Genomic DNA, 26,565 nt, shown 5'->3' on the forward strand with positions numbered 1-26,565 from the left:
GTCTGTGTCTCAGAGCGTGACAGGGAGCCGATGCCGAAAGCACGGACTGCCGGGCAGTGCTACCTCTGCGAGACCGATGAACGGTACCGGACGACGTTTCTGACCTGCGTGCGGTGCGAACGATATTTCTGCACCGATCACGGCTCGCCGGAGTTCGATCGCTGCTTCACCTGCCTGGAGGCTGAGGAGGAGGTGGACTAGGACGCGCGTGTCGCGGGGTCGGGACCGGGCCGTCGAGCACGAGGGTCAGGAGCTGGTGACCGGCTTCCCGAAGTACTCCCGCCGGCTGACCGCGACGTCCGTGACGAACATGACGCCGGAGTGCTTGTTGAACAGGGGGCGCAGTCCGGCCAAGATCGGCTCGACCTTCTCTTCCGGCACCACCGTCATGATCATCACGAGGCTTTCCTGCTCATTGAACATGAAGTGGGCCTCACGGACGCCGTGGTGGCCTTTCCCCGACACGTTGCCGATGATGGTGTAGCCGGTCGCGTTCACTTTATCGAGCAAATCGGTCACGAAGGCCCGGTGCTCCCCCGCGACGATCACGCGAATTTCCTTCATTGGATGCAACGTCAGCCCGCTCATTTCGACCAACTCCTTTCCCTTTTCGGCGTTATGTCCGTGAGTCGGTTGCGTCCATTTCGGTCCCTTGAACCGAATTCACGGCACTAACGGAATCAACGGACCGAACGGAAGTCCACGTTCCCGCCGGCCGATACCGGTACAATCCCCCGTCCTCCGGGTCGAGCGCGACGAGGTGCACCCATTCGTTGTGATAGAAATGCTGCAACAGCTCGTGTCGCCCGATGAGCTCGCCGATTTTCGTGCGCGGCGCTTCGATCACGGTCAACAACCGCATCGGCTCGTGATACGGCACGTCGCCGTTCATCACGGTCTGCCGGGCCAACCCCAGTCTGAGGTCACTCCAGGGCCCCGAGATGATCCCGAGTCGCCCGACCACGTTATGATATACCTTGCTGCCGCTCCCATACACCTCATTGTCGACCGTGGAGAAATAGTGCTCCAGGTTGATCCACTCGGCGACGAGCTGTGGGCCCGTCATGATGACCTCGAGCGCGCGACCGGTCGGGTCTTCACGGTGATCATAGGAATGCAGGAAGACGCGCCCGCCCAAGTTGAGGCCTTTCGTCAGATCGCGCCGGCCGACGACAAAGGCGGCATTTCCGGCCAAGCCCCATTCCGGCCGTACCTGACTCCAGTCGGTACTGCGCGCCCGTAGATGGGCCCGGAGCGTGGGAACCGGCACGCCGGGCGTGACCTCCGGGAACCGGCCATAGCGCTCCTGGCTGGTGAGCTCGGATGCCTCACGGAGATTCTCCAGCAGTCGGGCGACATCCTTTCGATGCGTCGGCGGCACCTCTTCGAGGTCGAAGAGCTGCACCGCATCGGTGGTCGTATCGATCTGGCCGGCCAGAAAGTGAGTGTCGGGCGGAATCGTGATCCCGACTTTCGCCATGCGTTCCCGTACCTTGGCGTTGTTTGCCATCATGGCGAGCACGCGGGCGTTGGGTTGCCCCTGATTGCCGCCGCAGGCGCCGCAGTCCAGCGCGGATTCGAACGGATTGTTCTCCGAGGTGCTGCCGTGCGCACAGAACAAGACGAGTCGCGCAAAGTCCCGCGTCAGCCCCATCATGCGGAGCGCCGTCTCCACCGTCACCACCTGCTCGTCGAGGGTGAAGCCGGTGCGCGTGATCCGCTCCTTTTGGAGCGAAGCCGATCGCTGCTCGATCCGATACCGGCGGCGCAGGACGTCCACGAACGCCGCCACGACGTCTTTCGAGAGCGCCAGGTCGTCAGCCGCGTGGACCAGCGAAGGATCGAGGCTCTCTTCCCCGTTCATCGCCTGCAGGCGCAAGGCTTCCACGAATCCGGGAGAGATCCGTGAGCCACGGAGACCGAGCTCGCCGCGCAGGGCCTTCCAGATGACGGCCCGCTGCTCGCCCACCACCATCTCCTCGATCTCGGCGGGCGACAGTTTGTCGACCGTCAGGCTCGTGGCGATCGGAGGCACGACGAGGCGTTGGACCCAGGCAGTAAGGCGCTGATAGAGGGCGGGCAGCAACGTCTTCCCGATGAGCGGCAGGCCATAGAACCATCCCAGCGACTCCACCATGACGTACGGCGTGACGACGTTTTCCTTCAAGTCGTGGAGGAGCGTATGGCCGGCATGGAGGAGCTTCGATCGTGATTCGTGCTTGGAGACGATGTGCTCGAGATAACTGCGCGCAATCTCCCGCACCTCGTTGCGGGCCCGCATGACGATGGGGAACTGCTCGGTGTAGTGCTCCTTGCCCCACCCGCGATACCGAATGAAGACGGCGAAAAATCCCGCGAAGCCGTATGTCTCGTGGTCGCCGGTCGATTCCAGATGACGCCGAAAGGGTTCGGAGCGCACGTCAATGCAGAAGACCGATTGCGACTGCGGCCGCATGGGTGGAGTCGTCTCGGGACGTCTCACCGTGGCCGTGGACGCGGTCCGCTTCAGCATGCCGAACACGTGCTCGTGATATCCGGCTTCCAAGGCCTTCAACCAGACCGGGCCGTGAGCCGCTTCGGGAAAGGCATCCATCCAGGCCACCAGCGTCGCGAGGTCTTCGGGATCCCCGTCGAGCAAGACGGTCGGCGCAAGCTCCAGTGCGTGGGCCAGCGTGAGCAGGCGGCGCGCCGCCGCGCGCCGCAGGGATCGGTCTCGCTGGGGCCCCGTGTCGATCGCCAACCGATCGGCGAGCGCCTTCCAGCCGTTGCGTCGATTCCGTGAGAGTCGCTGCACCTCCTCCGCATGAGCGGCCGGCAGGCGTCCGGCGACCTGTTCCTTCCGGAGGAAGTATTCATGCGGATGGTCCCGCATGTACGCGGAGACGGCGGGGAAGTTTCCCTCGATCGCAAGCTCCTCGCGGCAGGCTGTCTGCACCAGCTCACGGACGTACCAGAGACGGACGGCGAGGAACTTCACCAAACTGACCGGGTAGACCTGTTGCCAGGCATAGTCCCGTTGCTCGGCGCGCCACTTGATGAATCCGGCCCAGCCGGGAAGAGCCGTCAATTGCAGCGAGAGATAGTCCTGGCGAAGGTCGTCGGGGATCCCGAGGACCGCCAAGCTTTCCAGGACGGCGTCTTCAGCGTGATCGGGCAACGCGGCGATTTTCCGTCGGCTGTCGGTGATCCCGCAAGGGAGCCACTCCTGAGCGGCAAGCGCTTTCCACGCCTGGTAGAACCCTTGCTCGCGTCCCGGCATCGACCAGGCGCTCTGGCCTTCGTCCAAGAACGCGCCACACCATTTGATCAGTTCGCCGTTCACGAGCGTGACGATCTGGGTGCCCAACGTGCGATCGCACCAGTTCGAGAGGGTCAGATAGCGCCCCAACGCCTCCCGGTCCTCCCGCACGGCGGCCGCAATCCGACCCTCCATCGCCGGCGCCCTCAGCACAGGGGCGAGATGGTCGGCCACGGCGTTGACCAATTGCTCGGCCGAGCCCTGATCCAGCAACGCATCGAACGGCTCGTGCACGGCCGCGTAGAGCCCGTGGGTGAGGCAGGCGCGAAGGGTCTCCCGATGTCCGATCCGGCACGGACCGACCGTGACGTACTCATCACGCACCAGGGGTTGCAAGGCCTCGTCGAGGTGACGGACGTGTAGTCGGCCCGTACGAAGGTACCCCCGGTACGTCTCGCCGGGCAGATAGCCGCGGGCCCCAAGAAATTTCCGGCCGAGCCCGACCGTCTCTTCGAACGGCAGATACTCGAGGCTGTGGAGAGGATTGTGGTGGATGAAGGTGCGCATGGGCCAGTATTGCCCAATGACCTCGCCGGCCAGGCGGACAATGCCGCGAAGCTCCATGCGGCGGGTTTCGAGATCGACCGTCGGGGTTAGTGGTCCCATACCGGAAACTCACTGGCGGCGGTGTGGCCGAGGGTGGCCGGCCCGAGGTGGAACAGGCGAGACGGCATGACGCCCAAGGCGATCAAGAGGACCAGGACGATGATCAGCGGGACCAGTTCGGGATTGTGGAGATCCTCACGACGGCGCTCCGGGCGGTGGCGACCGAACAGGAGCCCTTGCATGAGGTCGAACACGTACCAGGAGGCGCTGAGCCATGCGAGGATCACAACGATCAGCCCGGCGGACCACGTGGACGCGGGAGCCAGCAGCATGCCCATGAATCCGGAGAAGACGCCGAACGGCGGCAGACCCAGCGCGGCAAGCCCCAACAGCGAGAGCACGACGGCGAAGCGAGGCATGGATTGAGCCAGTCCGCTGAGCGCACGGACCCCGATCTCGCCGTAGCGGACCCGCAGCACATCCCACGCGAGGAGCAACCCGCTCGTAGCCAAGCCGACCGCATTCACGTACACGACCGTGGGGGGGGCGAGGGACCGAGTCGTAGCCAGCCACCACCACAGGATCGAGAAGAAGGCGACGCCGCCATAGGCCACCACGGAGGCCGCGCGCGACTGCGTCAATCCTTTCAAGGAGCCATAGATCATTCCCCCTAACGCCAGCACGGCGCCCGCCTCCGCTGCACCCGCCGGCACCTGGGCGAGCACGGCCAGCAGCCCGTGGAAGCCCATGAGGGGGAGGAGCAGGGCGAGGAAGGCGGGCAGGTTTCCCGGCAAGGCCGTCAATGCGGCGACATAGCCCGAGTGAAACGGCACGAGCGGGAGCGTGACCGCGCATGCGATCGTGAAGGCGACGGTGGACAGGGGAGGGGAGAGGGTCATCGCTGCGGTCACCGTGAGCATCCCGAGCCCGAGCATCCCGACGCCCCACCGAGCCTGAAGGTCGCCGTGACGTCGAGAGTGAACGAGCGTCATGCCGATGACGGCCAGTAGGAGAAGCAAGCAGAACAGCGACAAAGAAGCCGGGTAGGCCAAGACCCCGAGTCCGAATCCCAGGAGAAGCAGCGTCAGCAACCACGCCGCGCAGTTGGCGCGGTGCAAGGGCTGCCCGAGCAGGGACACGAACGCGGCAATGGGGAGAAGCGCGAGGAGCGGCAGTGCGGCGGCTTGCTCAGGGATGGTTCCGGCGATCCAGACGGTGCTGCCGAGACTGATCAAGGTGACGAGCAAGAGCCAGCCCTTCAGCGCCTCGAGGTTGCCCCGGAGCAGGAGCCCCACGGCCGTGCCCAGGAGCGGAATCGCCACGAGCAGGAGGGAGGCGGTCATGAAGCCCGTCATCACGGCCTCCCGACCGACCCTCGATCGAGGCGATAGGCCAGGCGCAAGACGATTCGTCCCAGCTTGGAATAGATCACGTCGAGGTAGAGATGGTTCAAGAACAGCACATAGAGCCGGACGTGCAGTTGGGTCACCCATCGGGGCACCCGCATGTGCTCACCCCGGGTTTTGGCATACAGGTAGAACCAGCTCAGGATGATGAGCAGCGTCGTCACGATCACGAGCCCGTCGAACAGCGGCCCGGGAAGGGCCGCAGCCTGGAAATACGAGGCGACCTCCTCTCGATCCGGGTAGAGAAACTCGGTGAAGCGTTCGGCGGCGAAGAGGTAGGTGAACACGACGACAAGCAGCGTCAGGAGCATGGCCGCCGACACCTTCCAAGACGCGACGGCGCGCAGACGCGTGAGCGTGAGAATCGCTTGCGAGGACGTGACCCAGATGAAGAAAAGGAAGATGACCGTGCCCTGGGAATCCAGGATCGGGATCCGCAGCGCGCCATGCGCCACGAGCAGAATCACGAGCGGCATCAGCAGGGTGGTAAAAAATCCCGTCGACCAGGTGAGGCGCGAGAACTCCGCGTCGTCGGTCGCGTGGGGTACGTGGGGAAAGGCAGGATCCTGGCGGGCCTTGTGAATGACGTTCCCGCAGTTCAAGAAGACCGTGGCCTTGAAGATCCCGTGCGCGATCAAATGGAAGACCGCCAAGGCGAAGGCGCCGAGCCCGCACTCCATGATCATGTAGCCCATCTGCCCGATGGTGGAATAGCCGAGCGTCTTCTTGATGTCGTTTTGGGCCAGCATCATGGAGGCGCCGAAGATGGCGGTCACGGTACCGACGACGAAGGCGACGTGCAGCGACATCGGGCTCAGTCCATATAACGGAGCCAGGCGGTTCATCAGGAACCCGCCGGCATTGATGATCCCGGCGTGGAGCAACGCATGGACCGGGGTCGGCGCGTAGAGCGAGCGCGGCAGCCAGATGTGAAGCGGGAACTGCGCCGACTTGCTCATGACGCCGATGAAGATCAGGAGGGCCACGGCGGTGGCCCCGCTCATCTCGAGGCCGGGGAGAGGCGAGAGCGTGACGGGCGTTTCAGCCGCCCTGGCAAAGAGCTCGTCCAACTCGATGGTCCCGTAGAGGGAATGGGCGAGCACGATTCCCGCGAGAAACCCCGCGTCCCCCACGCGCAGGAGCGTGAAGGTCCGAAACGCGCCCTCGAGCGTGGCGGCGTGCGTCAGGTTGTGGGCGAGCAAGGAGAGGAGGTAGCTCAGGAGCTGCCAGCACACGAACAGCATCACCAAATTGATGCTCGACACCATGGCGAGGAGCACGAACGTCGTGGCGCCGATCAGCGCCATGAACCTCGCATACCCCGGCTCCTGGTACATGTAATTCACCGAGTAGCGGTAGATGACGGTACACACCCCCGAGATCAAGACCATCATCATCGCGCTGAGCCGGTCGATGTGGAAGCCCAACGGGAGCGCCGCATTGGCGAGAGACGACGGATCGTAGAACCGGATGGTATACGGTCCGTGCGAAGCGACCACGACCAAGGTCACGAGGGAGCCGACGAATGCCGCTGCGAGAGGGAGGACGCCGAGCCTCGTCCGTCGGGGTTGCCCTTCCGGCTCACCGACCAGAACGATGATCGCCGCGAGAAGCGGGAGCAGCGGAACGAGTATCACAAGCGACATAGGTCGGTTCCAGGCCCGTTTGGACTCGCCCGGCTCATTCCGCAGCCCTCATCACGCGCCGGGAAACGGGAGAACCGGACGTTCACGGAATTCAAGATGAAGCGGTTGCTCACTCGTCGCGTGGCATCCCGACGGCTCTCGACAAGACGGCGGATACCACGAATGCACCATTTGGGGCATCTTCGTCAAGGCAATAGGCCTAATGCTCACTCAGTATGCTGGGTCTTTGGGCTCAAAAGGCCGACGAGAGACGAGGCGTCCCCCTGTGTCCCTGTGAAAGGGGCTCCTCAGTCGCCTCATGGTTCGTCTTCTGGTCCGATCGTTCCGAACGGCGGCCCCTGCACCACGGCTCGGGGCCTTGGCCGTCACGGTCGATCGGGCCCCTTTCTTGGGGGCCATGCTCTCGCCGTTTCCAACTCTCGCGGTCGCTCCCCCTGCTATTTGACACATTGCCGGCGACGCTCTACCGTTATCGATTGATATCGCTTGCGCTCTCCGCGTCTTGCCCGCGCGTCCATCCCGAGCACGACATGGATTCCAACAGGTATCTCGAGGCTGTCGGTCGAATCATCGAAGGCCTGAGCCGCTGCCGGGACGTCGATGAAGCGATCCGGTACACGTTGACCACGGCTGCGGACGTGGTCGAGGCGGATGCCGGCGCGCTCCTCCTGCCCGTCGAAGAGACCAAGGAACTGGTGTTCCGTTATGCCGTCGGCCGAGCCGGCAGCGCGCTGCTCGGACGGGCGATCCCCTGGCACGAGGGGGTCGCCGGGTCCGTCTTTGCGACCGGCCAAGCCGAGCTCGTTTCGAGCGTCGAACAGGATTCCCGGCATCACGTCCCGATCGATGAATTCACGGGGTACAAGACCCGTGAGATGATCGTGGCTCCGCTGAAACGGTGGGGAGGCCAGCCGATCGGCGTGTTGGAAATCATCAACAAAAAGCACGGAAGGCTGACCAAAGACGATTGCGACATCCTCGTCGTCGTGAGCGCGCTGGCCGCTGCAGTCATCGAGCAAATGCGGGCGAGTGAGGCCTTGCGGCAGCGCGACAATCAACTCAGAGACGTGCAGAAAATGGAAGCGGTCGGCCGATTGGCCGGCGGGGTCGCACACGACTTCAATAACTTGATCACGGTCATCCTCGGCTGCGCCGATTTGTGCATGGCCGTCAAGAGGGATGAAGGATCAAGGACCTATTTGCAGCAGATCCGGGAGGCCGCCCAACGCGGCGCGGGTCTGACCCGGCAATTGTTGACGTTTAGTCGGCGACAGTCGGCGCTCACCATGGCCGTCGACGTGAATGCCGTGATCGAATCGGTTGTTCCCATGTTGCGGCAACTCCTGGGAGAAGACATCGACCTGGTGACGTCGCTGGATGAGCACCCCTCGTCCGTCACGATCGACCGCGGCCAATTGGAACAGGTCGTCATGAATCTGGCGATCAATGCGCGGGATGCCATGCCGCGCGGCGGGCGACTGACCATCCAGACCGCCAGGCGTGAGCGGTCCACTGGCGTCTCCGCGGAGTGCCAAGCCTCGGAGGAAGTGGTCTTGACGATCAGCGATACGGGCGTGGGGATGGACGCTTCGGTCCAGGCCCACATCTTCGAGCCGTTCTATACGACCAAGCCCGCGGGCAAGGGGACGGGACTGGGGCTTTCGATCGTCTATGGCATCGTCCGTCAAAGCGGCGGCACGATCACCGTCCAAAGCACCGTGGGCCGCGGGACCACGTTTGCCGTTCACCTACCGATCTCGGACAGACCGGTCGCCTCGATCGAGGAGCAGCAGGCCACGCTGCATCGACGAGGTACCGAGACCGTGCTCCTCGTCGAGGACGAGTCTTCCGTTCGGAACCTCGCGGGCGAAATGTTGAGACAGTACGGATACCGGGTGCTCGCTGCGCGTCATGGAGCCGAAGCGCTGGAGATCTTAGAGGGGAGTGTCGCATTTCCCGATCTCATCGTCACGGACGTCGTCATGCCGCATTTGAGCGGACCCGAATTCGTACGACGGGTGCGGGAGCGGCATCCCGGCGCCAAGGTCCTGTACACGTCCGGCTATTCGGACCATCCCCTCCTGCGAGACGAGATCCTTGACGGAATCCGGTTCTTGCAAAAACCCTTCACGGCGGATCTTCTCGCGGCCGCGGTTCGCGAGGTCCTCGATCGTCCGCCCCAGCCTCCTGCCTGAGCCCGCCCTCGCCTGTTCACGGCGGTCCGCCGTTCGATGGATGGCCCCTCCGACCAATCGCCGATCACGGCTCGATCTCGTCGGACCCCATGCTTCAATAGTCGTACGACCGGGGTCTGTAAGAAACGCCTTGTCCGGGAACGCAAGGAGATCCGCAGAGAGCGGGATCCCCCTTTCGTCTTATTGCCCCCTCCTTAAAGCCTGCTAGCCTTGTCTGAGCAGCTTTTATGGAGGCCAACATGACACTGCTCATCCTGAGACTCGCTGCGCTCGTCGCCATGCTCGCTCCCGCGGTAACCAGCCACGCGGGCACGAAGTCGATCGGGATTTTCGCCACCGTCGAAGGTGCCGTTACGGTCAGCCGCGAGACGACGCCGGCGCCGCGGCCCGTAAAGTACCAGGATGAGATCATCCTCCGTGACGTCATCGAGACCCAGCGTCGCGCCTATGCCAAGGTCCTGTTCGAAGACGACACGCTGCTCTCGGTGCCTGAGCACAGCCGGATTCAGATCTCCGAGCACGTGTATGACCCCGCCCGCGGGGTTCGCAGTGCGATCGTTCAATTGACCCAGGGGGCGGTCCGCGCGCTCGTCGGGCGGGTCTTCACGGGAGCCGGCTCACGGTTCGAGGTGCACACGGCCACCGCCGTGGCCGCCGCCCGGGGGACGTACTTCGTGGTCTGGGTGGAGCCGCATCAGACGACCGGGTTGGCCAACATCGGAGACAAGGGTGACGTGGCGTTTACAGCGGGTGGAGAGACGATTATCGTAAAGCCCGGCTACTATTCCGTGGCCCATCCCGGCGCGGTCCCGACCCCGCCCGTTCCCCTCGACCACTCCGTTCACGAGGTCAAGCAGGTGATTGCCGCCACCGATTGTCCGGACTCGGTCATTGAAGAGTCACCCAAGACGGCGTTGCGCCACCATCCGCTCGATCCCCTCCTCCCTGCGCCTACAAATGCCGTCCTTGTGTATGCCGACGGCGTAAGCCTCACCAATGAGCCGGGGACGCTCTCGGCATTAACCGGGGCTCTCACAGGAAGTGGAGCGATGACGACGCTGAGCGGCAGCGTGACGACCGTCGGCGGAGGGACGGTGTCGGCGACGACCGGCGTCCTTTCTCCGGTCATGGGCTCGACGTTGACAACGGTAGGGTCGACCGTGACCGCGGTGGGGGCCGTCGCGCCGGTAGTGAGCACTGCAGGCGCCGGGGTGACGACGGCGGTGACCTCCGTGGCCCCAACCGTCAGCCCGCTCACGACGCCGATCACGCAGACTCTCGGGACCCTACGGCCATGAAAAGACGAGGGACGACGAAGGCGCAGTCCGAACAGCCCATTCTCGATAGTCCTCTTAGCCCCCACTAATTCCACCCCCTGCTAGACTAGTCTCATCACTGATGCCCCACGCGGCCTTTCTGCCTCTGTCAGTCATGCTGACGAAGGTTCTGCGAGCAATAAGATCGATGACCACGAACAGTGGACGGCCGTCGTCTCGGCATCGGCATCTTGCCGCCGGGATGGGGGCTGCCGTCGTCACCCTGATGCTGCTGCTCATGTGGCTCGACCCTCAGCCTCTGACACGGCTCGAGAACTTCGTGACGGATCTTCAGTTCAAGTGGAGAGGCCAGCGGGCACCCGGCCAGGACATCATCCTCGTCAGTATTGATGAAAAAAGCTTGGCCGAAGTGGGCCGTTGGCCGTGGCCCCGCGACCGGCAGGCGCAGCTTCTCGACGTGCTGGCGGCAGGGGAACCAAAGTTGATCGGCCTCGATATCCTGTATCCGGAGCCCGAGGTCGCGCAGCTCCCCTCACCAGTGGCCTTGTTCCTCGAAAAGCTGAAACAGGTGAAGGTCCCCCGCGCTTTACTTGATGAGGTAGAGGCCGACCTTACCGCGACTCCGGACTTTGTCCTCGCGGAGAGTCTGCAAAGGGCCGGCACCGTGGTGCTGCCTTATGCGTTTCTGTCCGATCAAACGGAATCAGCGTCCCGACGCACTGATCTCTCGACGCTCACGCAACACGAATTTCGGGTCGTCAGGCATGCCCGGAGCATGGATGAGCTGCAGCCGTATCGTGCCGTGGAGGTCATGCTCCCTGTCGAGCCGCTGGCCGGCGCGTGTGTCGGCCTCGGTCATGTCTATAGCTTGCCCGACGTGGACGGCGTCACGCGGTACGACTATCCGGCCCTGAGATACGCGGATGGATATTACCCCTCGTTCGGATTGGAAATCGCGCGTCTCTATCTAGGCGTCCCACGAGAACAAATGTCGTTGGCCGTCGGGGACGGTATCCAGGTGGGAAGCCTGTTCGTCCCCACCGACCAACGCGCTCGGCTGGTCATCAACTACCTTGGCCCCGAAGGGACGTTTCCCACCTTCTCCGCGACGGATGTGCTCCACCGCCGCGTCCCGGCCGAGGTATTTGCCAATAAACTGGTTCTCGTCGGGACCTCCGCCTTGGCAACGTACAGCGACCACGTCACCCCCTTTTCAGCCAACGTCTCTTCGGTCGAAATCCATGCCACGGTCGTCGAGAACATGCTGCGCGGTCAGTTCCTGCAGACGCCCCTGTGGCGGAGGCCTCTCGAGATCATCGTCATCGTCGTGTTCGGCGTCGTGTTGACGTCCCAGTTGCCACGGCGATCACCCCTTCACGGGATTCTGCTGGCGACCCTCTTGCTGGCTGGGTGGACGGCCGGCGCCCAGATGCTCTTTCAGCACGGCGGGCTGCTTCTGCCGGTCCTGACCCCCGTGGCGACCATTGCCGGGATCTTTGTCGTCTTGACCGTGCTCAATTTCTTGACCAAGGACAAACAGGCCCGAGAAATACGGGCGATGTTCGCCCGCTATGTCAGCCCGAAGATCGTGGCCGAGTTGATCAAGTCTCCAGCCAAGATGAAGCTCGGCGGCGAGCGCAAGGAGGTCACGGTCCTCTTCGCCGACATCGTGGGCTTCTCCGGGTTCAGCGAGAAACGAGCGGCGGAAGAGGTCGTCGAGCAACTGAACGAGTATCTGACCGCCATGACGGAGGTGGTGTTTCGTTGGGACGGCACCCTGGACAAGTTCATGGGTGACGGGCTGATGGTGTTTTGGGGGGCTCCCTTGGAGCAACCGAATCACGCCGAGTTGGCGATCAAGTGCGCCCTGCACATGAGACGCCGGCTCCGTGAGCTGCATGAAAAGTGGCGGTCCGAAGGCAAGCCGTTCTTGGACAACGGCATCGGCATCAATACCGGCCTCGCGGTGGTCGGCAACATCGGCGCGGAGTCGAAGAAGATGGACTATACGATCATCGGGGATCTGGTCAATGTCGCCGCTCGCATCGAAGGCCTCAGTCGTACCTACGCTGCGCCGATCATCATCTCGGAGGGCACGGCCGATCGAGTCAAGCAACTGATCCATGCCGAGGATACCGGCGCCAACAGCGGGCATCTGGGACACGTGAAGTTGGTCTGTCTGGGGCCGCTGGCGGTCAAGGGCAAGAGCGTCCCGGTGCTGGCCTATAGTCTGGAGAGCCTCGAGCGGAACGAGGGCTCGGTGGTCGTGGAGACGTGACGCTCAACCAGCAAGATCCCATGAACCTGCTTCTGGCGTGGGCCGGCCGTCTGGCCTTGCGACTCGTGCTGGCGCTGCCCGCCGCAGTGCTGGCTCAGACGGCAGAGGCCGAGCTCGCCAATCCTCAGCAATACGACCTGGCCTTCTCGAAGGGAATGTTGAAGTTCAATCAAGGACGGTACGATGAGGCCAGGGCCCTGTTCACCCAGGCGCTGGATGCCAAGCCGGGCGACCCCGAGGCCGGGTACTACCTTGGGCAAGCGCTCATCCGGACCCACAGTTATCTCCATGCGGAGCAGATCCTGGAACGGCTCATCGAGGCCGATCCCTCCTCGGGACGGGTGCGATTGAGCCTTGCCATGGCTCAGTACTATCAAGAAAAGTACCGCGAGGCCCTCACGAATCTGACCGTCGCCGAAGCCGCCTTGCCCAACGATCCGCTCGTCCATTACTTTCAAGGCCTCGCGCACATCCGTCTCGGTCAATTCGAGCAGGCGCAGGCACCATTGACGAAAGCCATGCGGTTGAGCCCTGAGCTCTCGCCGGAGTCACACTACCAGCTCGGCGTGGCCGAGTACGGCCGGGGCCGGTACGAACAGGCCGCCGTCGAGTTCGAAACCGCCATTGCGGCGGAACCGACTTCGGACATCGCCCAATCGGCGCGCCAGTATCTCGTCCAGATTCGAGAAGGGGGCGGCGCCACCGAGCGGCGGCGGTTGGATCCGACGGTGCCGCGGGGAAGCGTCACCCCCGGACGACCCAAGCGATGGGATCTCACGTTCAGCACGAGCGTCCAGTACGATACCAACGTCGTCTTGCTCCCCCTGGGCGTGCAGCCACCCGGTGGCGCCTCTGGGATTTCGCGCAAGGATGATTATCGGACGGTCCTCACGGCTCGGGGCGAATACCGCGCCCTGCAGACCGAGACGTGGATCGTCGGCACCGGCTATAGCTTCTATCAAAGCTTTCACCGCACCCTGAGCGCGTTCGACGTTCAAGACCATACCCCGAACCTATACCTCCAGCATCGGTGGGGGCGGGTTGAGTCCCGGGTCGACTATCTCTTCGATTACGTCTCGGTCGGACGGGACCCGTTCCTGATCTCTCATGCGGTGCGACCCGTCTTCTCCGTGCGAGAGGGCACGAGTTGGTTCACGCAGGTCCAGCTCGGGTATCAGCACAAGGACTTCAAAGACGATCGCTTCGCGTTGAATTCGACGCGGGACGGCAAGAACTGGCTGATCGGGGTCAGTCAGTTCTATCACTTCGCGGACCATGCCGGTGCCGTGCGCGTCGGGTACATCTACGACACGGACCGGACCGGCGGCGGCTCGCCGGCCATTGCCCTTGCCCCAAGTCATGCGGACTGGGCGTACACCGGGCATCGTCTCTCGTCGGGGGTCCGCTTCCCGCCCGTCTGGACGCTCACCGGTGATCTGACCTTCGATTACTATCGGCAAAACTACGACAATCCGAATTCGTTTTCACCGGGCGGGCGCACCGTGCGGCGGGACAACATCTACATAGTCACCGCGGGCGTCTCCCGGCCGCTGGCCGGCAATCTCCTGGCCGGGATTCAGTACAGCTACACCCGCGACAGCTCCAATGTCGCGCTCTTCAATTACGAGCGAAGCGTGCTCGCGCTCACGCTCAGCGGCAGCTTCTAGGAGTCTGTCCGAGTCAGCTTTCGGCGAGGCGAAGGAAGTGCGGGCAGGGCCGCGCCTTGAACAACCGGGGTATTCCTCGGGAGGAACGATACCAGACGCGCGATGCCGTTAAGGCAGGACAACTTTCTCTTAAGCGCTTCCGGCGCAGGGAGCGGGCGTCGACCCTTACGCGGCCTTCCGCCGCCGTCGTGCGGTCCGCCGGGCCTGCTGCGACAGCGCCTTGCGGGATGCGGCGCCGCGTCCCTCACGCTTCAGGGCAGTGGACGTCGCGCGGGATCTGCGGTAAGACACCTTCGACGACCGCCGCTGGCCCTTTCGCAATGCGCGCTTAGCATTCCGGCGCGTTTTCTCCGACGCGGTACCTTTCTTGGGCGGGGCCAATTTCACGCCCGCCCGCCGCGCCTTCGACAGGCCGATCGCGATCGCCTGCTTGGTGGACCGAGCGCCATGCTTACCCTTCCGGACGTGGTGGATCTCCTCGCGGACGAATTCGCCCGCTTGAGTCGTGGGCTTTTTGCCCTTCCGTTTCTTGCTCCGTGCACGTCGAAGCGTGTTCTTTTCCGGCATAGTCACCTCTCCGCGTGTGGTTCCATCTCGTCCAAGCGGGCTCTCCTCCGCTACCAGCTCAAGGTAACGGCTGTTTCAGCTCCGGCGCCGGGACATCCATGACTTTGATCGCTCGGCCTTGATCGTCCAGTTGAATGGTGACCCGCTCGCCCACGGTCAGCCCCTTGAAGAGCTCCGGCTTTGCGACTTCAAAGAAAATCGGTTTGCCCAAATCCGTTCTGATGGTGCCTTTCGAACTCGTCAGGTCGAGCTGCTCCAAGATACCCGTCACGACGTCCGGCTGATTCCCGCCGGGCGGCGGGCCCGCGCCCAGAACAGGGACCAGCAGGAGCGCCAGCAGAAGCAAGCTGACTCGCATCCGTCGCAACACGTCCACACCCTGCCTCATAGACTCACACTATCCCACCTCGAGGCAAACGAGTATCGGGCATTGCACGAGAGAGCTGTCGGCCTCGTGAGGACAGCGGCCGCGCTGGTCAAGCAACCGAGGCGCTCCGATGATGGGCTGGGGCACGACAATTTGGAGCCGCTTCGACCATAATTCGACCATTAATAGGTTCTTCTGAAGCAATCCCTTGGAAACGCCGCCGTACGCGTCTGCGCCGAGCCACGCTAAGTCACGGCATCAGCGACACTCTTCACCCGCTCGACTCCGTCCGTCCTCTTGAGCCCAAAGGCACGCGGTTTGCCAATCACGCGTCCTTTAGGCCTTCTCATCCATTCGCGAGAACCAAAGGGGGACCTATGCCAAGGATTATGGCCGCCATCATGATCAGCTGCTTTCTGACCGGATGCGTTGCCGTCCAAGAACGACCCGCAGGTGGGCCGGCCATCAAAACTGGAGGAGGACCTCCGCCGTGGGCGCCAGCTCACGGACGACGAGCCAAGGAAGCCGGCACCCGCTACTACTACTATTACTATCCTGCCGCCGGTGTGTACATGAACGTCAGCACCGGAACCTATTTCTATTTAAATGGAGGGCAATGGCAGGTGGGTATGTCGCTCCCGCCGACGATCGTCCTGGCTTCAGCCGAGTACGTGATGCTGGATCTTGATACGGACAAACCGTACCTCTACTACGACGAGCACAAGGCGAAGTACAAAGGGAAGGGCAACAGAGGGAAAGGCCGCGGCAACAAACATTGGAACGACTGAGGCCGCCCGGGTCGTTTCAAGCAAGCCTCAAGCAAGTCTCCAGCTCCTTGCGGCTCCGTGCGCCAAGCCCTGATGGCGTCTTGGCGGTTCCGCCAGGAACCGCCGAGCATCATGCGGGTTAAAACTCCCGTATCAGCCGAAAGCCGATCTCGGGGAGCGTGAAATCCCGGGTGACCCGCACACCGATACCGGCTTGGATCATCCAGTGGGGATCCACTTCATAATGGATCTGCGGCATGACGAGCACCGCTGAGCTGCCGTTGATCACCCTTCCGACGTTGGTTTCGACTCCCAGGACCATTCGGTCGCTCACGTCTGCGAACAGCGTCACATTCGTGAGCGCTTCCGTCCGTTGAGCCCCGACGTCCCCGCCGATTTCGCGACGTCCACCCACCATCGCCATCACGCTCCAGACGGGGTCCATCCGGACGGCCAGCAGATACAAGAGCGAAGTCGTCCACACCTTTGGTCCGATGTCATACTGCACGATGGTTTGCAGGCCATGGATCATCCGGTCCTCGAAGGCCGTCCCGAACGTGAGCTGGCCGGCGGCCTTGTAGGCCTCGAGCCGCGCATTTTCCAACGGGAGCTCCAATTCGACGGCCACCCCATCGCGGACGACAAACTCGACCTCCGGCGCCCATTCGAAGCCCTGGACGTCCGGACTGGGCCGGACCAGGCCAAGCGGATCCGGGGCTTCGTCCACGGTCCCGGCGGTCCGAGCCAGGGGCACGATTCCCAGCGTGTTGGCTTCCGCCTCGCCGCGTCGGGCGCCGAGCGGCCGGACCAGGTCGAAGACCATGGGCTCCGGCACCCGAGGCCCCTTGTCTTCACCGGAGACGCGCTCGATGGTTGGTCCCTCCTCTTCGTCGCTTAGCCCGGGCCGTGGCTTTGGGGCTGCGGCTTGCCAATTGGTCGGGGAAAAACGAGCGGCGGCCGGTGGGGAACGGAGGTCGGGTGGGCCATGGATCTCCGCCTTCACGGGTCTGATCGGTCCCTCGAACATGCCCAGTATGATCGCGCAGACGCCGAACGCCGAGACGATCCGCCGGGTCAGGTCTTGGAGCTGACTCCGCCCTATGCGTCCATGCTTCGGGAAGGGGTGTGGCCGAACGCCCCCGCCGCTCATCTCGTCACGCTCCATAGACGTCAGACGTCGGGACTGGTTCGCGGCACAGTCACAAGCCGAGTGAAGGTCAACCTCCTCCAGACGATCTTCGAGCACAGCCGACAACGGGCCCCAGCAGACTGCTGTTCGTCCCGTCCGGCCGGAATCGCGAACATACCTGCCTCCTGATCTCATGTCGAGACGAGGCCCGCGCCGCCGCAGGATGGTTGTCAGAGCCCTTGCCGACGTCACGTCGGCGTGCGGCGGGAAACCGCGTACAAAAGCGCTCGACAGAAAATCCATAGCTTGCTCGATTGGATTCTCTCCTGCGGGAGCTATGCTCCTCCCGCCAGGCTGGGTGGGGTCCGGGGACCGATCGGTCACGGCGTAGAGGCGGGGGAACCGGGCCTCCCTACTCTTGCTACGAGGGGGCTGAGTTCTCACCGCGTGCCGGCGATGAGGAGATGTGAGGATGCGAAACAGGGAGAACACAGATGATGCGGTGAAGTGGTTCGCGATTTCTACTGAGCGGCGGTACGAGAAAATCGTCAGGGATGCCCTCGCGAGCCGCGGTATCGACCAGGTCCTGCCGATCATACGGCGGACCTGCTTCTGGAAAGGTCGCGAAAAAGACCTTGAGGTCCCCTTATTCCCGGGCTTCTGCTTTGCGCGCCTGCGTCAGGATGAGAAAACGCAGGTGCTCCAGCTTCCGGGGGTCGTGGGGCTCGTGACCGCCGATGAGGGCGAGGATTCCACGGTCGATGAGGAGCTGGAGGCACTCAAGCGGATCAACCACCAGTGTGGGCGATATGAACTCTTCGTGCCCGGGGCAGGCGGCCTCCTCGTGGAAGCCGTGCGGGGGCCGCTTCAAGGTATACGAGGCAGGCTTGTCAGACAGGCACAGGAGCACCTTCTCGTCCTGGCTCTGACCTTGATAGGAAAGGCGATCGCCGCCAGGATCGACCCGGCGCATGTCAAACCAGTAGCCATGGTGAAAGAGTCGGCGTAGGCTTCCATCCGGGTCGTGCATTCTCTGGGGCCGACAGCTCCAGGTTTGGGCGGGTTTCGTCCCAAAAACTCCAGCGAATACCCCTCCGTGTTTTGAATCGAGTGAGACGCTTGTCCTGCTGCTAGCCAAGTGTGGCGAGATTAGAAATAATAGAGGAGGAGGGTCTGCCGAATGGCTCGGCCGCCGTTGTTTCCCTCTAAGGGGTGTGCACGAAGGGACGGACCGGTCGGACATCGTCGGCATCGATGGCGACGGACGCGGCCTGACGGATCAGATTGATGGAGATCACGATGCGGCATCCTGCGCTCTTTCTCACGAGCTTCCCTTGAACGCCGGCGAGCGGACCTCGTATCACTTCCACTGCCATGCCCTCTTCGAGATGAGGATGGGATTCGTACTCTCGACGGGACTGCATCACTCGTTGAATCGCGACGATTTCAGCCTCAGGAATCGGCTCCGGCCGACCCGACGCGCTGCCGATGATTTCCACCACACCGGGTGACTGAAGCACGCCGAGCTTCTGATCCGAGCCGAATTTGGCAAAACAGTACCCCGGAAACAGAGGCCATTCGATCCGCTTCCTGCGATCTTTCCACTGGCTGATTCTCGTGACCAGCGGGAGCAGCGCTTCAATCCCTCGATTGGTCAACTGCTCACGCACGATCTTCTCGGCGCGTGAGCGTGTTCGGACCGCATACCACGCCGGACGTTGCCCGGACTCCATGTTGGCCTCTGTTCAGTCGAAGAAGGGTTGGTACAAGAGGAACAGGCCACGGAGCGTACCCCGCAGGCCAACCGTGAGGAGTCAGCGAAGCCATGAACTTTCTGTAGGAGTACGGCCCTCGTGTCTTGGCCTAAAGATTTTCCACTGATCATCGGGCATGACTGCCTTCCGGGCCTTCAGAAGCGCAGCGTTTGGCGCTTCCAGATTCCTCAGGCGAGACTTCCAACGAGGTTACAGGAGTGGGATGTGAAATACTGGTATTTCGGGTGGGGGCACCGGCGCGCTCCTGTTCCGTCCGAGACGATCCGATGATCACGGCCGAACGGCCCTATCCTGGGTGTAGACCCGCCCTCTTCCGATGGAGCCGCCCCATGGCTTCTTTCTCCTATTGCCCGATACGTGAATTCACGTGTGCGTTCGCATCGCGGATTCTCCGGCGTCTCACTCGTCCAGCACGGCCCGGTCGCCGGCATTCTGTGAGCCGAGGGGCAGATGGATGGGTGAGTGAACGATGCCGCGGTGGACGCTTCCGGGCCAGGTGCTACACTTCTCCCGAAGGGATTCCGGCGCGAGCAATCTTTTCCTCCGAGGAGCGAATGCATCGGCGCGACATCGGACCTTCGGTCAACATGGACGAATACGATGCGTTGACCGGGTTGCCGACGGAAGGCTACTTGCACGGACTGCTGGACGAGACGTGGTGCTCTTTGGACGGCACGGTCTTTTCCATCGTGAGCTTGATGGTGCCGGGCCTGGCGGACTTCGTGAAGCAGTATGGTCAACAGACCGGAGATGAGTGCGTGAAACGGATGGCGGCGGCGGCACAGCGCGTCCCTCTCCCGCCCGGCTCTCGGCTCGCCCGCTATGGCCCGGACCGTTTCGTCATCATGCTGCCGGGCGCCACCCAGGGGGAAGCCGCGGCCGTGGCTGCAGCCGTGGATCAGGAGATCAACGCGCTCGAGCTCACGCTGACGGTGTCGGCCCGCATCGCGACCGGCACAACAGATAGGTATCGGTCCTCGCGGTCGCTCCTCATGCAGGCGATCGGGCTCGGGGCCGGCGGCGACGCCGGTCCTGGAGACGGGTGCCCCACTTAGTCGCATCGTTGTAATGTCCTCGCGGACGCCAAAACGAGACACATCCTGATAGTCCCTCCGTGAGCCATCGCGTATAAAGCCGCCCCGGACCTCGTTCTTCCTGCGTGACTCTGTGAGTCAAAGGGCGAAGCTGTAGCCGAAGCCCTGGTCGTCCTCGTCCTCCCCCGAAGTGCTTCAAGACGAATGTTCTCGTGATGGTCTCCTGTCGAGCTCGCGATCGATGGCGTAATTGAGCGCGACGGGCCGGCACATCCTCGGCACTGATCCTTTGGTGAATCCCAGAGCAATGGAGGTGCGTGATGGGAGCGCCTACGAGTTCTCCGCAATGGTTTGCAATTCGCACCTACTCCCGTGCTGAAAAGGTAGTCAGGGATGGACTGGTACAGCGTGGCGTACGGCCGCTGCTTCCAACCGTCTGCACCGTCCAACACTGGAAGGACCGCCACAAGGCCATCGAGTGGCCGCTCTTCCCGGGATACTGTTTCGCGCGTGTGTCCTCTGAGCAATATCGGATGGTTCTCCTCACCCCCGGCGTCATGGACATCGTCGGCGGAAGGGGAGCTCCCGAGCCGGTGCCGCCGGACCAGCTCGTGAGTCTCGAACGGCTGGCGACCAGCGACGGGCACCGCCACCACGTCCCCTATCGCGAGACCGACAAGGGGGTGAGCGTGATCCGGGGGCCGTTCCGGGGGCTCCGCGGCACGCTCATGGAAACGCCCGACGGGTATCAGCTCGTCGTCTGCATTCCATTGATCCGGCAGGCCGCGGCCGTGGAGATCGATCCAGCGGATGTCAGGCCCGCATACGAGATGAGCGCGACGGGGAGCGGCGCCTCCAAGTCGGGCTCACTCTCCTACCTGCACGCTCCAGGATGAACGCGAGCCCTCGAACCGACAGGGCCATGTGAGTCGACGGCGAGAGCCTGACACACGGAGCGCTCGCACGCTCCGCGTGAAGGAAGGAGAAGGCCATGGACGTCGAGCCCTGGATTGCGAAAAAGCCGACAGGAGAAGAATGGGGCTACGTCAACCGACTGCTCGTGAACCCGAGGTCGCGCCGCGTGACTGTGGAGTTGATCAGCAAGGCGGGATCTGTGATCCGCGTCCCATGGACCAAGTGTCGAATCGGTGAGCACTACCTCGTCATCCCACAGCGGGGATCAGTTCCGTACAACGGAGGATGAATCCTAAGGTGATCTCTGTGGGATGACAGGCCGACAGCAAAATCAGATTTTTTTACCTTGCCTGACTGGTGGGACCTTTTTATAGTCACGCTCACGCCCCGAGCCGACGGCTCAGGGATGTGATTCACACGGCGAAGCTGTATCCTCGTCACTCTCGTTCACTTCTCCATCCCATCGTCGCCCCGCTCGCGTGTGGAGTCCGTTCTCGGCACTCCGCGTGAGTCTCTCTGACTGGGTACCGGGTCACTCATCACGAAGCCGCGCATGGAGATGATCCAGCGCGGAGGGATGTGGCGCCTCCAGCCTCAACGACGGTCGAGTGGTGTCCATCTCTGGAGTCGTGCGTTCTGAAATCGCTCATGCAGTTTTCAGGGCCCCAGGACCTGAAAACGGGAGGTCGCCCATCGCCATGAAATACTCTGTGGGGATGATTACGGTAGGAGGCTCCGTTGTCCTTGGAGCGTTGACCGCCTTTTCCGAGCCCGGCCCCAAGCCCGCGGGGCCGCTCGTCTCGTCGAATACGACGGCTCCGTACGTCAACCGCGTCGAAGCCGGCCGTGATGGGACCGCGAAGGAGGGCTTGACCACCGCCATGCTGCCCGGCCCGAGCCAGGCGCAGGTCATGGAGAAGCTCGCGAACACGGTGACCAAGGAGTACATCATCGGCGCCGAGGACATCCTCGAGATCACGGTCTGGCGCAACCAGGATCTCTCGAAAACCGTGCAGGTGCGGCCGGACGGAAAGATTTCGCTCCCGATCATCGGGGACGTCATCGCGGTGGGGAGGACGCCCGGGCAGCTCGCCGACGAGCTCACGATGAAGCTGAAGGGGTACGTTCAGAACCCGGCCATTGCGATCATGGTGCGCGAAGTGAACAGTTACAGCATCTTCTTGTTGGGCGAGGTCGCCAGGCCGGGAAAGTACCCGCTCAAGAGCAAGACGACGCTCCTGCAGGGCATCACGATCGCCGGCGGCTTCACTCCGATCGCGGCGCGTAACCAGGTCGTCGTCTTCCGGCAAGGAGAGAATGGGAACGCCGAGCAGATGCTGAAAGCCAGCTATGACGACATCGTCCTGCGTGGAGGCGTGACGCAGAATATCGAGTTGCGCGCCGGCGATACGGTCGTCGTTCCGAGCGAGGCCATGGTGGTATTCCCAGGCCGGTAGCGTCCGGAGCGAGAGGTCCAAGGTATGCCACGCCAGCTCCCGCACCTGCGTCTGGTCTTCCTCGCGGTCATCGTCACCGTTACATTCTCGAGCGGGGCGGGTTGCCTGCAACAGGTCACCTACGAGCAGAGCTACGACGATCCGGGTGAGTTCCTGCTGGGCCCCGAGGACCTTCTGGAGATCACGATCTGGAAGAACCAGGAGCTCTCCCGAACGACGGTGATCCGTCCGGACGGCCTCATTTCGATGCCGATCATCGGCGACGTCCAGGCGGCCGGGTTGACGGCGAACGCGTTGGCGAAACGAATCGCGGAGAGCCTTGCCCCGTTCGTCGCGAATCCCGCCGTGTCTGTAAGCGTCAAGGAGATCAACAGTTACTCGATCTTCGTCTTGGGCGAGGTCTCGAAGCCTGGCAAGTATCACCTCAAATCCTATACGACGCTGCTGCAGGCCATCTCCATGGCAGGGGGCTTCACCGAATTTGCCAAGAAGAACCGGCTCCAGGTCGTGCGCAACAGCCCGAACGGGGACGGCCGACTCCATGAAATTCGGATTCCGGTCCGGTATGACGATCTGCTGGCGGGCCAGGGTCAGCCGGGCAATTTCGTGCTGAAGTCCGGTGACACGGTTGTCGTGCCATGACGGGGTTCGATGGTCAGATCGCTACCGGCTCTGCGTGCTCGCGCTCCTGCTGCTCGAGGGCCTCTCACATCATCCGGATTTCCAGGTTCCGGACGCCGGTGCAGAAACCCAGATCATCCCGTCGGTGACCTTCTCGGAACGGTACGACACCAACGTGTTTCGTGTACCTGAAGCGCGGCTGCCGGGCCGGCGCCTCTGGGATTTCACGACCTCCGTCACCCCTGAAGTGCAAATCTTGAACAAGTTCCACCAGGCGGACACGACGATCAAGGCCCAGGTAAGCGGGAACCATTTCGTCAACAACCCGGAGCTCAATTTCGTCTCGACGAACGTGCGCCTCTATTCGAATCTGGACGGGTGGGTGCAACAGTACGTTCGAGGGGCTTCGCTCCAGATCTCGGACTCCTTCCGTTTTACGCCCGAGCCGCCGGCGTTCTTGACCGGAACACAACCCGAGCCCACCGCGCAGCGTTCTGATTTGTTGGTGCGTGGTATCCAGGCAGCCCGGGCCAATACTTACACGAACGCGGCATCCGCGCGGGGGTCGCTGCCCGTGACCCGACGACTCAGTCTCCGCGGCGATTATTCGTTTTCGCTCTTTCGGGTCGGGTCGACGCTCGCCGATCCCGGCGGCTCATTGGCCTTTTTCAGCACCAACCTGCACGATTGGTCCGTGGGGTCTGCATATCGATTGACCCGCGCCGACCACGTCAGCTTGAACTACAGGACTACCGAAATGTCCCTGTCCGGAGCTGGTCTCAGCGCTGGATTCACCGCGCGCGGCGTCGCGGCGGAGTACGCGCGATTGGCGCGCGACTGGACCGCCACGCTGACCGGAGGGGCCACACACTTGGAAGAGGGCGACCGCGTCTATTTTACCGGCAGCGTGGCCGTCACCGCCGAATATGATGCATCCACTCACCTGCGGGCCGCGGTGTCCAGAGAAATCGCACCGGCGTTCTTCGGGACGGGCATCAGTACGGGCGGGGCCTTGGTCAGTACGTCGGGCGGCGTGTCCGTTGACAGGAAGCTCTCGAAGCTCCTGATCTTTACCGGAAGCGCAAACTACGCCGTCAATCAAACAGCCCCCGTCGATTTGAGAACGTATACCTCCTATCGCGTGTCGCTGCTCTTCACGTACCAAGCCACAAAGAATATCGTCACCTCCCTCTCCTACGCCTATACCAGCTTTGCGATCAGTGGGCTCGGCGATACCTATCAGGTCGACCGTAACGTCGTGATGCTGTCCGTGACCGGGGTGTGGCGATAGCACCATCGGACCGTTCGCTCCTCTCGGCTCGAGCGTGACGTTCCGGCAGATATTTCCGAGAAGCACGAACAACGATACCCGATCGGGTCTTGCCTATGCCTAGCATTGCCATCCGGGCCCAACAGTTGAGCAAACGTTACCAAATCGGTGCTCGCCAGCAGGGCTATTACACGTTGCGAGACGCAGTAGCGGAATGGGGCCGCCGAATTGTCAACAAGGTGAGAGAGCAATCGAGTTTAACCCCGGGAGGCCGGAACTCGGGTTACGAGACGATCTGGGCGCTGGAGAACGTTTCCTTCGAAATCAAATGGGGGGAAGTGGTCGGCATTATCGGTCGCAACGGGGCCGGCAAGAGTACGCTGCTCAAGATCCTGTCGCGGATCACGGAGCCGACCGAAGGTGAAGCCAAGATTTACGGTCGAGTGGGGTCGCTGTTGGAGGTTGGTACAGGATTTCACCCTGAACTGACCGGGCGGGAGAACGTGTTCCTCAACGGTGCCATCCTGGGAATGCGGAGGATGGAAATCGAGAGGAAGCTGGACGAGATTGTGGCATTTGCCGAAATCGACAAATTCGTCGACACGCCGGTCAAGCGTTACTCCAGCGGAATGTACCTGCGGCTCGCTTTCGCCGTTGCCGCACATCTCGAGCCGGAGATTTTGATCGTTGATGAAGTGCTCTCCGTGGGCGATCTCACGTTTCAGGAGAAGTGTCTCGGCAAGATGAGGGACGTTGCACAAGAAGGAAGGACCGTCCTGCTCGTGAGCCATAATTTGGAGGCGGTGTCGGTCCTCACGAAAAGAGCATTGGTGGTTGATCAAGGACGGATCATGTTCAATGGCGACACGACCGAGGCCTTGGCGCAGTACAGGGCCATGGTGAGCAGCCCAGAACGCACTGACTATGTGGCCAGAGATGCGAAAACGGGAGTGAAGAAGGCGCGCGTGGTTACCTCTGAGCCCAATCAGATACACCGCTGGGGGGAGCCGCTCAGTTTCGAGTTCGAGCTCTATTTTGAAGAAAAGCCCAAATCGGCGGGGTTTTCATTTCAGATTGTAGATTCTCAGATGAAGCCAATCATGCATCCCTGGATATTTGGTACAGGGCAGCCATGGTCGAGGGCCGGAGCAGTCTCGCTACGATGCGTGGTCCCCAAGGCGAGAATTTACAAAGGGAGTTATACGTTGACCACCTTTCTTGGCGATGCGGGCTCGAGAGTGCACTGGCAAACGCTCACGGGGATATGCCCATTTGAGGTCGTCATGGATGGGTTCCATCGGGAAATATATCCATGGGAGCCAGGCGAATGTACCTTTATAGAGGACGTTGAGTGGCAAGACAAATGAGCAATCAAGGAGGGAGTTCTTTGTTGACGGGAGTGGACAAGCCGGTTCGGGTAGGAGAGGCATGCGACATTGGAATCAGCCAGGCATGGGTTGGTGACTCATCGGGTGAGATCCCGGTCATCACGATCGCTCCATCACGAGGCTGGGTGGCGTTGAAGTTGAGGGAGCTCTGGGAATATCGCGAGCTGCTGTACTTCCTGTGCTGGCGGGACATAAAAGTAAGGTACAAGCAGACCGCGCTGGGCGCGGCGTGGGCCGTATTGCAGCCGCTCCTGACGATGGCGGTGTTCACGGTGTTTTTCGGGAGACTCGCGGGGATGCCGTCCGACGGGGTTCCCTATCCCATATTTGCGTTGGCCGCGCTGCTGCCCTGGCAACTGTTTGCCTTTGCACTCACGGAATCGGGCAACAGCCTGATCACCAATAAGCAACTCATTACAAAGGTCTATTTCCCGCGGTTGATCGTTCCGGTATCAGCGGTGCTGGCCGGGTTGGTGGATTTTGGCATCGCGCTGCTCCTTCTTCTCGGGATGATGGCGTACTATGGAATCACACCCACGCCAGCCGTTTGGGCCTTGCCATGCTTGGTCTTGCTTGCCATTGCCACCGCTCTCAGCGTCGGCTTGTGGCTGTCCGCCCTGAATGTGCAGTATCGGGACGTTCGCTATACCCTGCCGTTCCTGACGCAGTTCTGGCTTTTTGCTACCCCTATCGCCTATCCCAGCAGCCTGATCCCGGAGGCATGGCGCGCCTGGTATGGGCTTAACCCGATGGCCGGCGTCGTGGAAGGCTTTCGCTGGGCCTTGGTCGGCACAGACACGCAGCCCGGCCCCATCATCATCGTCTCCACTCTCGCCGCGGTAGGGCTTCTCGTGACAGGCGCCCTGTACTTCCGTCGAGTGGAAAAGACGTTTGCCGATGTGATCTAGGCGAACATGGAGTCCCGCCGGGCTTAGCTTCCCATGTGGCCGTCGCAATCGTTC

Annotated in this window: 23 protein-coding genes; 15 read left to right on the forward strand and 8 right to left on the reverse strand. The window is 62.4% G+C overall.

The features are described from left to right. Positions 1 to 30: 30 nt before the first annotated feature. Positions 31 to 201 carry a hypothetical protein gene (locus ACWHYV_RS03570; protein WP_447979284.1) on the forward strand — a complete coding sequence of 57 codons (171 nt, stop codon included), beginning with the start codon at positions 31 to 33 and terminating at the stop codon, positions 199 to 201. A gap of 45 nt (positions 202 to 246) precedes the next feature. On the opposite strand, the gene ACWHYV_RS03575 is transcribed toward ACWHYV_RS03570, so the two are convergent. The 4 genes from ACWHYV_RS03575 to ACWHYV_RS03590 are packed head-to-tail and all read right to left on the reverse strand — an operon-like array spanning position 247 to position 6,896. Then, positions 247 to 588 carry a P-II family nitrogen regulator gene (locus ACWHYV_RS03575; RefSeq protein WP_447979285.1) on the reverse strand — a complete coding sequence of 114 codons (342 nt, stop codon included), beginning with the start codon at positions 586 to 588 and terminating at the stop codon, positions 247 to 249. A 28-nt stretch (positions 589 to 616) separates the two neighbouring features. Further along, positions 617 to 3,904 (reverse strand): DUF2309 domain-containing protein, encoded by a 3,288-nt coding sequence (locus ACWHYV_RS03580; protein WP_447979286.1) that lies wholly within the window; start codon positions 3,902 to 3,904, stop codon positions 617 to 619. After that, a complete protein-coding gene (locus ACWHYV_RS03585; RefSeq protein ID WP_447979287.1) occupies positions 3,892 to 5,199 on the reverse strand; it encodes a proton-conducting transporter transmembrane domain-containing protein in 1,308 nt (435 codons plus the stop codon). The genes ACWHYV_RS03580 and ACWHYV_RS03585 overlap by 13 nt, the downstream gene beginning before the upstream one ends. Further along, entirely contained in the window at positions 5,199 to 6,896 is a 1,698-nt protein-coding gene (locus tag ACWHYV_RS03590) for an NADH-quinone oxidoreductase subunit 5 family protein (protein ID WP_447979288.1), read from the reverse strand. The genes ACWHYV_RS03585 and ACWHYV_RS03590 overlap by 1 nt, the downstream gene beginning before the upstream one ends. 530 nt (positions 6,897 to 7,426) lie before the next feature. On the opposite strand from ACWHYV_RS03590, the gene ACWHYV_RS03595 reads away from it, so the two are divergent. The 4 genes from ACWHYV_RS03595 to ACWHYV_RS03610 all read left to right on the forward strand — a co-directional run bounded on the left by ACWHYV_RS03595 (position 7,427) and on the right by ACWHYV_RS03610 (position 14,313). Next, a complete protein-coding gene (locus ACWHYV_RS03595) occupies positions 7,427 to 9,091 on the forward strand; it encodes an ATP-binding protein (protein ID WP_447979289.1) in 1,665 nt (554 codons plus the stop codon). 239 nt (positions 9,092 to 9,330) lie between these two features. After that, positions 9,331 to 10,389 carry a FecR domain-containing protein gene (locus tag ACWHYV_RS03600; protein ID WP_447979290.1) on the forward strand — a complete coding sequence of 353 codons (1,059 nt, stop codon included), beginning with the start codon at positions 9,331 to 9,333 and terminating at the stop codon, positions 10,387 to 10,389. 166 nt (positions 10,390 to 10,555) lie between these two features. Further along, complete coding sequence (locus ACWHYV_RS03605) at positions 10,556 to 12,646, forward strand: CHASE2 domain-containing protein (protein WP_447979291.1); 2,091 nt, start codon at positions 10,556 to 10,558, stop codon at positions 12,644 to 12,646. 20 nt (positions 12,647 to 12,666) lie between these two features. After that, positions 12,667 to 14,313, forward strand: coding sequence for a tetratricopeptide repeat protein (locus ACWHYV_RS03610; protein ID WP_447979292.1), 1,647 nt, complete (start codon positions 12,667 to 12,669; stop codon positions 14,311 to 14,313). Positions 14,314 to 14,478: 165 nt separating this feature from the next. On the opposite strand, the gene ACWHYV_RS03615 is transcribed toward ACWHYV_RS03610, so the two are convergent. Together ACWHYV_RS03615 and ACWHYV_RS03620 are read right to left on the reverse strand one after the other, a co-directional pair. Beyond that, positions 14,479 to 14,880, reverse strand: coding sequence for a DUF6496 domain-containing protein (locus ACWHYV_RS03615; RefSeq protein ID WP_447979293.1), 402 nt, complete (start codon positions 14,878 to 14,880; stop codon positions 14,479 to 14,481). Positions 14,881 to 14,938: 58 nt separating this feature from the next. After that, positions 14,939 to 15,256: a hypothetical protein gene (locus ACWHYV_RS03620; RefSeq protein ID WP_447979294.1), complete on the reverse strand. Its 318-nt coding sequence runs from the start codon at positions 15,254 to 15,256 to the stop codon at positions 14,939 to 14,941. Positions 15,257 to 15,624: 368 nt separating this feature from the next. On the opposite strand from ACWHYV_RS03620, the gene ACWHYV_RS03625 reads away from it, so the two are divergent. Further along, positions 15,625 to 16,035 carry a hypothetical protein gene (locus ACWHYV_RS03625; protein ID WP_447979295.1) on the forward strand — a complete coding sequence of 137 codons (411 nt, stop codon included), beginning with the start codon at positions 15,625 to 15,627 and terminating at the stop codon, positions 16,033 to 16,035. 118 nt (positions 16,036 to 16,153) lie between these two features. On the opposite strand, the gene ACWHYV_RS03630 is transcribed toward ACWHYV_RS03625, so the two are convergent. Continuing rightward, positions 16,154 to 17,164, reverse strand: coding sequence for a hypothetical protein (locus ACWHYV_RS03630; protein ID WP_447979296.1), 1,011 nt, complete (start codon positions 17,162 to 17,164; stop codon positions 16,154 to 16,156). A 451-nt stretch (positions 17,165 to 17,615) separates the two neighbouring features. On the opposite strand from ACWHYV_RS03630, the gene ACWHYV_RS03635 reads away from it, so the two are divergent. Beyond that, entirely contained in the window at positions 17,616 to 18,152 is a 537-nt protein-coding gene (locus ACWHYV_RS03635; protein WP_447980682.1) for a transcription termination/antitermination NusG family protein, read from the forward strand. Positions 18,153 to 18,348: 196 nt separating this feature from the next. Here ACWHYV_RS03635 and ACWHYV_RS03640 read toward each other — a convergent pair whose 3' ends face one another. Further along, complete coding sequence (locus ACWHYV_RS03640) at positions 18,349 to 18,876, reverse strand: UpxY family transcription antiterminator (protein ID WP_447979297.1); 528 nt, start codon at positions 18,874 to 18,876, stop codon at positions 18,349 to 18,351. Between the two features lie 596 nt (positions 18,877 to 19,472). Between ACWHYV_RS03640 and ACWHYV_RS03645 the strand changes: the two genes are divergently transcribed. From ACWHYV_RS03645 to ACWHYV_RS03680, 8 genes are all read left to right on the forward strand, one after another. Beyond that, a complete protein-coding gene (locus ACWHYV_RS03645; RefSeq protein ID WP_447979298.1) occupies positions 19,473 to 19,973 on the forward strand; it encodes a diguanylate cyclase domain-containing protein in 501 nt (166 codons plus the stop codon). A 299-nt stretch (positions 19,974 to 20,272) separates the two neighbouring features. After that, entirely contained in the window at positions 20,273 to 20,848 is a 576-nt protein-coding gene (gene nusG, locus ACWHYV_RS03650; protein ID WP_447979299.1) for a transcription termination/antitermination protein NusG, read from the forward strand. A 95-nt stretch (positions 20,849 to 20,943) separates the two neighbouring features. Then, positions 20,944 to 21,156 (forward strand): hypothetical protein, encoded by a 213-nt coding sequence (locus ACWHYV_RS03655; protein ID WP_447979300.1) that lies wholly within the window; start codon positions 20,944 to 20,946, stop codon positions 21,154 to 21,156. A gap of 409 nt (positions 21,157 to 21,565) precedes the next feature. Further along, positions 21,566 to 22,324 carry a polysaccharide biosynthesis/export family protein gene (locus ACWHYV_RS03660; protein WP_447979301.1) on the forward strand — a complete coding sequence of 253 codons (759 nt, stop codon included), beginning with the start codon at positions 21,566 to 21,568 and terminating at the stop codon, positions 22,322 to 22,324. 24 nt (positions 22,325 to 22,348) lie between these two features. After that, on the forward strand, positions 22,349 to 22,966 hold the full coding sequence (locus ACWHYV_RS03665) for a polysaccharide biosynthesis/export family protein (protein WP_447979302.1): 618 nt from the start codon (positions 22,349 to 22,351) through the stop codon (positions 22,964 to 22,966). Then, on the forward strand, positions 22,944 to 24,236 hold the full coding sequence (locus tag ACWHYV_RS03670) for a hypothetical protein (RefSeq protein ID WP_447979303.1): 1,293 nt from the start codon (positions 22,944 to 22,946) through the stop codon (positions 24,234 to 24,236). The genes ACWHYV_RS03665 and ACWHYV_RS03670 overlap by 23 nt, the downstream gene beginning before the upstream one ends. A 95-nt stretch (positions 24,237 to 24,331) precedes the next feature. Beyond that, on the forward strand, positions 24,332 to 25,582 hold the full coding sequence (locus ACWHYV_RS03675) for an ABC transporter ATP-binding protein (protein WP_447979304.1): 1,251 nt from the start codon (positions 24,332 to 24,334) through the stop codon (positions 25,580 to 25,582). Positions 25,583 to 25,728: 146 nt separating this feature from the next. Further along, complete coding sequence (locus ACWHYV_RS03680) at positions 25,729 to 26,511, forward strand: ABC transporter permease (protein WP_447979305.1); 783 nt, start codon at positions 25,729 to 25,731, stop codon at positions 26,509 to 26,511. The last annotated feature ends 54 nt before the right edge of the window (positions 26,512 to 26,565 follow it).

The sequence above is a fragment of the Candidatus Nitrospira bockiana genome, assembly GCF_965152565.1.